The 9,084-nt window shown below is 71.4% G+C and carries 6 protein-coding genes; 5 read left to right on the forward strand and 1 reads right to left on the reverse strand.

What is annotated here, in order from left to right; genetic code table 11:
* The 5 genes from AC1D12_RS16180 to AC1D12_RS16200 all read left to right on the forward strand — a co-directional run.
* On the forward strand, window positions 1-985 hold a 985-nt coding region (locus tag AC1D12_RS16180; RefSeq protein ID WP_477841497.1), incomplete at its 5' end, for a flagellar basal body rod C-terminal domain-containing protein.
* Between the two features lie 17 nt (window positions 986-1,002).
* Complete coding sequence (flgL, locus tag AC1D12_RS16185; protein ID WP_465111063.1) at window positions 1,003-2,199, forward strand: flagellar hook-associated protein FlgL; 1,197 nt, start codon at window positions 1,003-1,005, stop codon at window positions 2,197-2,199.
* Between the two features lie 43 nt (window positions 2,200-2,242).
* Window positions 2,243-3,451: an EAL and HDOD domain-containing protein gene (locus AC1D12_RS16190; RefSeq protein ID WP_477841499.1), complete on the forward strand. Its 1,209-nt coding sequence runs from the start codon at window positions 2,243-2,245 to the stop codon at window positions 3,449-3,451.
* Window positions 3,452-3,509: 58 nt separating this feature from the next.
* On the forward strand, window positions 3,510-6,779 hold the full coding sequence (locus tag AC1D12_RS16195; protein ID WP_477841501.1) for a PAS domain S-box protein: 3,270 nt from the start codon (window positions 3,510-3,512) through the stop codon (window positions 6,777-6,779).
* Window positions 6,776-7,363 carry an ANTAR domain-containing response regulator gene (locus AC1D12_RS16200; RefSeq protein ID WP_477827250.1) on the forward strand — a complete coding sequence of 196 codons (588 nt, stop codon included), beginning with the start codon at window positions 6,776-6,778 and terminating at the stop codon, window positions 7,361-7,363. The genes AC1D12_RS16195 and AC1D12_RS16200 overlap by 4 nt, the downstream gene beginning before the upstream one ends.
* Here the strand turns inward: AC1D12_RS16200 and AC1D12_RS16205 are convergent.
* A complete protein-coding gene (locus tag AC1D12_RS16205) occupies window positions 7,360-8,880 on the reverse strand; it encodes a sensor histidine kinase (RefSeq protein ID WP_465111065.1) in 1,521 nt (506 codons plus the stop codon). The genes AC1D12_RS16200 and AC1D12_RS16205 overlap by 4 nt on opposite strands.
* Window positions 8,881-9,084: the final 204 nt, after the last annotated feature.

Here is a 9,084-nt window from a genome sequence, read left to right on the forward strand (position 1 = left end):
GCTGTACTCGGTGGGCGCGCCGCGCTCGCTGCCGGCCGCGAGCAATGCGGGCGACGCGGCCTTCGGCGTCACGCTGACCGACACCACGCAGGTGCAGGCGAGCGACTACGAGCTGCAGTTCGACGGCACCAACTACTCGCTGACGCGGCTGTCGGACAACACGGCCGCGGTCGGCAGCCCGTTCAGCGCCGCGCAGATGGCGGCCGGCGTCACGGTCGACGGCATGACGATCCAGATGACGGCCGGCACCTCRGTGGCCGGCGATCGCACGCTGCTGCAGCCGGTGGGCAACGCGGCCAAGGACATGCGCGCGGTGCTGAGCGACCCGAACGGCATCGCCGCGGCCTCGCCGGTGACCGCGACCTTCACGGCGACCAACAAGGGCACGGCGACGCTCGGCTCGCTGGCCGCGGTGAGCACCGCGCTGGACCGCACGCTGACGGCGAACGTCAGCTTCACGTCCGACACCGGCGACTACAGCTGGGAGCTGCTCGACTCGACCGGCGCGCAGGTCTCCACCGGCACCGGCACCTGGACGGCCGGCTCGCCGATCGCGCTGAACGGCTTCGAGCTGAATCTCAATGGGGTGCCGAAGAGCGGCGACACGCTGTCGGTGAAGCCGACCACGTCGACCGAGGCGAACAACGGCAATGCGCTGGCCTTCGTCGGCATCGGCACGAAGAACATCGTCGGCGGCAGCACGGCGGCCAATGGCTCGGTGACGCCGGGCAGGACCATCACCGACGCGTACGCGAGTGCGCTGTCCGACATCGGCGTGCGCGTGCAGAGCGCGCAGACGGCGGCGAGCATCTCCGACTCTGCCGCGGCGCAGGCCGAATCGGCGCGCGCCAACAAGGCCGGCGTGAACCTCGACGAAGAGGCCGCCAAGCTGATCCAGTACCAGCAGAGCTACCAGGCCGCAGCCAAGATGCTGCAGGTCGCCCAGCAAGTGTTCGACACCCTGCTGCAGACCGCGGCAGGCTGACCCGGGATCCCGACATCATGCGCATCAGCACCGCCAACTCGTACGACGCTTCGCTCGGCCAACTGGTCAAGCGCCAGGAAGACCTGAGCGCCGCGCAGGAGCAGCTCACCACCGGCAAGCGCGTGAACCGTGCGAGCGACGACCCGGCCGCGGCCGCGCGCGCCGAGCGGGCGCTCGCGGCCGAGAATCGTGCCGTCGCCGGCCAGCGCGCGGTCGATGCCAGCAAGAACGCGATGACGCTGACCGAAAGCGCGCTCGGCGACGCGACCGAGCTGCTGCAGCAGGTGCGCGAGACGATGATCGCGGCCGGCAACGCGACCTACACCGACGCCGAGCGCAAGGGCCTGGCCGACAAGATCGGCGAGCTGCGCAAGCAGCTGGTGGCGGTGGCGAACCGGGCCGACGGCGCCGGCACCTACCTGTTCGGCGGGCAGGGCAGCGGCCAGGCGCCGTTCCTCGACGCGGCCGGCGGCGTCGTCTACCGCGGCGGCACCGGCGAGACCGCGGTGGCCTCCACCGAATCGCTGCCGATCACCACCAACGGCGAACAGATCTGGATGCAATCGCGCTCCGGCAACGGTGTGTTCGACACCAACGCCGTCACCGCGACCGGCACCGCGTGGATCGACAGCGGCCACGTCACCAACCCGTCGGCGCTGACCGGTTCGACCTACAGCATCCAGTTCAGCGTCGCCGCCGGCGTCACCACCTATTCGATCCTGCAGGACGGCGCGCCGACCGCGCAGGTCGGCATGCCGTTCAAGCCGGGCCAGGCGATCGAGATCGACGGCATGTCGGCCACCATCGCCGGCAGCCCGGCCGACCTCGACGAGTTCACGCTGACGCCGTCGACCAGCAGCCAGACCGTCTTCGACACGCTCGACAAGGCGATCGCCGACCTGAAGACGCCGCTGCGCAGCGGCACGCAGATCGCGCAGTCGAATGCGGACAACCTGGCCAACCTCGACCAGGTGATGGCCACCCTCTCGGGCGCGCGCACCCGGGTCGGCGAGACGCTGAACCGCATCGACGGCGTCACCGGCCGGCTCGACTCGCTGAAGCTGTCGAGCAAGACCGCACGCTCGGACGCCGAAGACCTGGACATGACGAGCGCAATTTCGGACTTCGCGAACCAGCAGACCGGGTACGATGCCTCGCTCAAGGCGTACACCATGGTGCAGAAGCTGTCGCTGTTCAACTACCTGAACGGCTGATGCCTCGCCGCCATCGCCTGCCTACTTTCCCTGGAGATTTCGCGTGACTGACAACGCCACACTCGGGCAGGTCGCCCTCGGCTATTCGCCGTTCATCGACCGCAGCCGCGCCGTGACGGCCACCCGCCTGACCATCTACCCGCTGCGCCCCGAGCTGAAACCCGATGTCGCCCAGCTGCTGCATGCGGTGGGCGGCGTGTGGCCGGCCGACGGCGGCCGCGCCTCGCTGAACATCGTCAGCGAGAGCCTGCTGCAGGACCTGATGGGCGCGAGCCCGTCGGCCAACCTGATGATCGAGATCCCGGCCTTCATGGCCTGCGACGAGGCCAACGTCGAGTCGCTGCAGGCGCTGCACCGCGCCGGCAACACGCTGCTGCTCAAGGGCCGGCCGATGAAGGAGCTGCCGCGCGAGCTGCTGCCGTGCTTCAAGTTCTCGCTGATCGACCTGGCCGACGACCGCCGTGTCAATGAATCCGGCAACGTGGCGCCGGCCGGCGTCACGCGCAACATCGCGCACGTGCAGTCGGGCGTGCGCACGCTGGCCGACATGGAAGGCAGCTTCTCGCGCGGCGCGGCCGCGGTGCTGGGTTGGCCGATCGACGACGCCATCAAGGAGGCGCAGACCAAGGGCAAGTCGGCGGTGCAGATCGACCTGCAGGTGATCGTCGAGCTGATCCAGCGCGTGGACGCGCAGGACCCGATCGAGWAGCTCGAGAACACGCTGAAGCGCGACCCGTCGCTCGCGTTCAAGCTGATGCGCTACATCAACTCGCCGGCCTTCGGCTTGCGCGTCGAGATCAGCTCGTTCCGCCACGCGATCATGATGCTCGGCTACCAGCGCCTGAAGCGCTGGCTGGCGCTGCTGCTGGCCACGGCCGGCAAGGACGCCAACATGAAGCCGGTGATGTTCGCGGCGGTGCGCCGCGGGCTGCTGATGGAAGAGCTGGTGCGCTCGTCGGGCGACGAGGAGATGCGCAACGAGATGTTCATCTGCGGGGTGTTCTCGCTGCTCGACCGCATGTTCAAGCAGCCGTTCGCCGACCTGATGAAGACGATCCCGGTGCCCGAGCGCGTCTACCAGGCGCTGGTCGATGGCTCCGGCCCGTACCAGCCGTACTTCGACCTGGTGCAGGCGGTGGAGCATGAGTCGCTGTACGACTTCCGCACCGCGGCCGACACGCTGATGCTGAGCGTGAGCGAGATCAACCGGGCCGTACTGGGCGCGCTGACCTCGGCCTCCCAGATCGAGTGATCTCCCGAGGGCGCGGCACCGGTGGGTACACTGCCGGCTGCTGCGTGATCCCTCCCCGATGTTCGATCCCCAGGCCTTGCGCCAACTCCTCGACGTGCTGTCCGACGCCGTGCTGGTGCTGGACCGCACGGCGCGTGTCGTCTTCGCGAACACCGCAGCGCTGCGCCTGATCGCCGGCGAGCCGGCGCGGCAGCTGGCGCAGCTCGGGCCGCTGCTCGGCGAGCCGTTCGTCGGCGCCGTCGCGCAGGCGCTCGCGGCCGGCCCGGCGGCGACGCTGCCTGAGGCGGTCACGCTGAACGACGGCCGCCGCTTCGGCGTGGCCTTGGCGCCGCTCGACGGCGAGCGCCACGCGCTGCGCCTGGCCGCGGTGAGCACCGCCACGGCGCCCGCGCCCGAGCTCACCCCGGCCCCCGCGATGCCCGACATGGGCACGATGTTCTGGGACGCCCCGTTCCCCGTCACGCTGCAGGACGAGCACTTCAAGCTGATCGACGCCAACGACGCGTTCCTCGAGTTCACCGGCTTCACGCGCGAGCAGCTGGTGGGCACCGACCCGCTCGACCTGCAGCCCCCCGAGGACCGCGCGCTGAACCGCGCCTACCGCCAGCAGATGAGCGCCGCCGGCACGACCCGGCTGGTGCAGCGCCGGATGATCCACGCCGACGGCCGCGAGCGCTGGTTCCGCGCCGCGTGGCGCGTCGGCAGCGATGCGCAGGGCCGCGCGCGCACCGTCAGCATCCTGCAGGACAGCACCGCCGAGCACATCGCGCGCGAACGCGCCGACCGCTCGGTGCGCGAGCTCGACGACTGGTTCGAGCTGAGCCCGGTCGGCATGGTGCTGTTCGACGAGCAGGGCCTGTTGGTGCGCAGCAACCCGGCCTTCGAGGCGCTCGCGGGCGACGTGCCGGTGCTGATGTCCGAGGCCTCGCCCGGCATCCAGCAGCTGATGGCCTGGCACGATGGCAAGCCGCTGCCGCTGCTGCGCCCCGGCTCCAGCCCGGTCGAGACGCAGGCCTGGGTGGACCAGCCGGCCCACCACGGGCAGCCCGACGCCGCGCCGCGCCGCCTGCGCTCCATCGTGCGCTGCTACCAGAGCGGCAGCGGCCAGCGCCGCTACATGGCCATCGTCGAGGACCGCAGCGTCGAGGAGGAGCGCGACCTCGCGCAGATGCAGATCGGCGCGCTGATGGACACGGCTGGCGTCGGCCTCGCGACCTTCCAGGAGGCGTCCGGCTGGGTGCAGCACGGCGCGGTGTTCGGCAGCGCTGCCGAGTCGCACGCCGGTGCGCCCGCGCTGCAGTCGATCCGCCGCGACGTGGTGCTGCCCGAATCGCTGCCCGAGTACGACAAGCTGCAGCAGGCGCTGCGCCTGGCCCAGCGCGCCGAGGTGCGCTATGCCATCCGCCACCCGGAGCACGGGTTGCGCTGGCTGCTGACGCGCGTCGAGCCGGCCACGCTCGCCTCGGGCAAGCGCACCACCTCGGTCGTCACGCTCGACATCACCGACCAGCACCAGACCCAGCAGCGCAGTGAGATGCTGCTGCGCGAGCTCACCACCATCCTCGAGAGCACCACCGTCGGCATCGCCTACCTGCGCGGCAACCTGCTGGTGCGCTGCAACCGGCGCTTCGAGGCGCTGCTCGGCTTCCGCGCCGGCGACGTGGCCGGCTGCAGCCTGCAGGAGCTGCTGGCCGCGCAGCCCGAGGTGGGCCGGCTGGTGGCCGACATCGATGCGTCGCTGGCGGCAGGCCGGGTGCACGAGACCGAGATCGCGGTCGACACGCGCGGGCGCCCGCGGCACTGGTGCTCGCTGTCGGTGCGGCGCGCCGGCGAAGGGGTCGACGGCCAGGAACTGATCGCGGTGCTGACCGACATCACGCGGCTGAAGGCGCAGCAGGCCGAGCTGGAGGCGCTGGCCAGCGAGGTCGCGCTGCAGGCCGAGCGCACGCGCGCGATCCTCGATTCGGTGCTGGTGGGCATCGTCACGGTCGGCGCCGACGGCATCGAGTGGATGAACCGCTCGGCGCGCCGCATGTTCGGCGGCGACCTGGAGGATTTCCTCGGCCACCCGATGGCCACCGTCGCGACGCCGGAACCCGACCATCCGTTCCTGCGCACCGACTACCTCGACGACCTGGTCGAGGGGCAGGCCGAGACCTTCGAATGCCGCGTCAAGGCGCGCGACGGCCGCGAGTACTGGGTGGTCGGCAACGCGGTCGTCACCGGGCGGCAGCTGACCTATGCGCTGCTCGACATCGAGCGGCGCCGCCAGGCCGAGGCGCGCACCGCCGAGGCGCAGTCGTCGCTGCAGCGCATCATCGAGGCGGCGCCGCTCGCGATCACGCTGCGCGATGCGCACACGCTGCGCATCCTGCAGGTCAACGAGGTCGCGGCGCGCAATGCGGCGACGCCGCCCGCGCAGCTGATCGGGCGCACGCCGGAGCAGATCTTCCCGCCCGAGGTCGCCGCCGAGCGCCGCCGCGACATGGAAGACGCGCTGGCCGCCGGCCGCGTGACGCAGCGCGAGTACCGCACCGAGCTCGACGGCCAGTTCCAGGTGTGGGACGCGCGCTACCTGCCGCTCGCGGCCGACGGCCAGCCGGCCGACCAGCTGCTGATGGTGGCGACCGAGGTCACCGAGCAGCGCGCCGCGCAGGAGGCGCGCTTCGAGGCGGCCATCGCGCAGCGCGAGATGCTGGTGAAGGAAGTGCACCACCGCATCAAGAACAACCTGCAGGGCGTGGCCGGCCTGCTGCAGCAGATCGCGACGCGCAAGCCCGAGGTSGCCGGCGYGATSGCCGAGGTSGTSGGCCAGGTGCAGGCGATCGCGCAGGTCTACGGGCTGCAGGTCGGCRWSAGCGGGCCGCTGCGCCTGCACAGCGTGCTGGAGGCGATCACCGGCTCGGTGCAGCGCACCTTCGGGCGCTCGATCGTGTTCGACGCGCAGGGGCCGCAGCCGCAGCAGTGGACGCTGCCGGAGGCCGAGTCGATCCCGATCGCGCTGACGGTGAACGAGCTGCTGACGAACGCGATCAAGCACAGCGTGGGCGATGCGCCGGTGAGCTGCACGCTGGTGTGCGGCGACGACGGCGTGCAGATCGTGATCGGCAACGAGGGCCGGCTGAGCGAGGGCTTCAGCCTGGCGCAGTTCCCCGGCGGCGTGTCGGGGCTCGGGCTGGTGCGGGCGCTGCTGCCGCGGCGCAGCGCGAAGCTGTCGATCGAGGCGCAGGGCACGCGGGTGGTGGCGGTGGTCGACCTGAAACCGCCGGGGGTGGCGCTTTCGGCCACAATCGCGCCTTCACCGTCCCGCCAGCAGCACCCACCGTGACGAACAAAGGCAAGATCCTCGTTGTCGATGACGACCGCCTCGTGCTCGCGACGCTCTCGCACGGGCTCGCGCAGGCCGGCTACGAGATCATCGATGCCGACAACGGCGACGACGCGATCCTGCTGGCCCGCGAGCACCGCCCGGATCTCGCGCTGCTGGACATCCGCATGGAAGGCAAGAGCGGCTTCGACGTGGCCGCCTACCTGCGCGACTACTGCCAGATGCCGTTCATGTTCCTGTCGGCGTTCGCCGACGACGACACCGTCGCGCAGGTGAATGCGCTCGGCGCGGTGGCCTACCTGGTCAAGCCGCTCGACATCCGCCAGATCGTGCCCGCGGTGGAAGCCGCGTTCGCGCAGATCGGGCCGCGCGGCGGTGAACCCGCGCCGCTGCCCGGCACGCTCGCGCACGACGCGCTGGGCCAGCCGGTGGCGATGGCGATCGGCGTGCTGATGCACCGCTATTCGCTGCCGCGCGCGCAGGCGCTCGAGCGGCTGCAGCGGCTGGCGGCAACCGAGGGCAAGTCGCTGGTGCAGCAGGCCGAGCGCCTGCTCGAAGCGGTGGAGTTGCTCTCCGCCGGCTAGCCGAGCCAAAACTGGAAGCGCGCGCCGCGGTCCACTTCGCCCTCGGCCCAGATGTCGCCGCCGTGCCGGCGCACGATGCGCCGCACCGAGGCCAGCCCGACGCCGGTGCCCTGGAAGTCGTTCGCGCTGTGCAGCCGCTGGAACACGCCGAACAGCCGGTCGGCGAAGCGCATGTCGAAGCCGGCGCCGTTGTCGCGCACCGTGAAGGCCGGCCGGCCCTCGTGCACGCCCGATTCGAACCAGATGTGCGCGTCGCGGCACTTCGCGGTGTACTTCCACGCGTTGCCGAGCAGGTTCTCCAGCGCCACCCGCAGCAGCGTGGCATCGCCCTGCGCATGCAGGCCCGGCTCGATGTCGACCTGCACCTGGCGCTGCGGCGATTCGCGCCGCAGGTCGTCGACGATGTAGCCCACCAGCTGCGACAGGTTGATCGGCTGGCGCGCCAGCGGCCGTGCCGACAGCTGCGACAGCGCGAGCAGCGAGTCGATCATGCTGCTCATGCGCGCGGCGGCACCGAGCACGCGGTCGAGGTGGTCGTTGCCGATGCGGTCGAGCAGGCGGCCGTAGTCTTCCTTGACGATCTTCGTGAAGCCCTCGACCACGCGGATCGGTGCGCGCAGGTCGTGCGACACGGTGTAGCTGAACGATTCCTGCTCGTCGGCCGGCGGCAGCGCCGCGGCGGCCGCGGTCGCATGGCGATGGAAGATCAGCAGCAGCTCGGTGCCGGCGCGCGGCAGGGCCGGCGAAACCGCCGGCGACCGCGCCGGCGACAGCCGCAGCACCTGCAGCTCCCAGCCCTCGGCGCTGCCGCTCGCCGTGCCGGCATGCAGCGTCGGCGAGATCGCCTGCTCGGCGAGCGGCCGCAGCCCGGCCGGCAGGCGCTGCAGCAGCTCGGGCCACGGCGGCAGCGCAGCCGGGTCGGCGATGTGCAGCCAGCGCTCGGCGGCCGCGTTGGTCTCGTACAGCACGCCCAGCTGGCCCGGCGGCGGCAGCGCGACGCGCAGCACCGGGTCGGCCAGCGCCTGCAGCAATTCGCTGATGCGCTGGTCGCCCGGGTCGGCGAGCTCGCGCGCGGTGCCCACGTAGCCGGCGAAGCGGCCCTGCGCATCGAGCACCGGCTCGGCGCGCAGCGACCAGGGCTGCCTCACCCCGGCCGCGCCGGCGCGCCACAGCGAGGTGGCGCTGAGTGGCGCATGCTGCTCCATCGCGTTGCGCAGCGAGCGGGTCAGCGTGTCGCTGCCCTGGAAGTGCTGCCACAGCGGCGCGGCGTCGTCGGCCCCGGCCCAGTCGGCCAGCGCCGCGCCGCGCGGCGGGCGCCATTGCGTGACCCGGTGCTGCGCGTCGCTGCGCCATTGCCAGCAGTCGAGCGTCTGCGCCACGGCCTGCCGCTCGGCGCGTTCGTGCTGCAGGGCCTGTTCGGCACGGCGCAGCCGCCGTCTCGACCAGGCTGCCCAGGCCCCGGTCGCGAGGGCTGCCAGCAGCAGCAGTCCGGCCGGCAGCGCGGTCTCGAGATTCATCCGACGGATTGTAAGGAGTGGTTGCAGCGTGACATTGTGGGGCGCGCGCCGGTTTCCAATGTGTCGGATGCCTCAAGTCGGTCCGGACGGGACCGAAAGTGGAACGAAGACCCTTTCCTGGGCCGGGTCAGTCCGTGGGGACGACGCGGCCGCGCCATTTTCACCAGTAGTCGATCCATGCCTGCTCCGCTGTCTCGTCTTGCC

This window comes from Rhizobacter sp. P1_G5 (genome assembly GCF_056405435.1).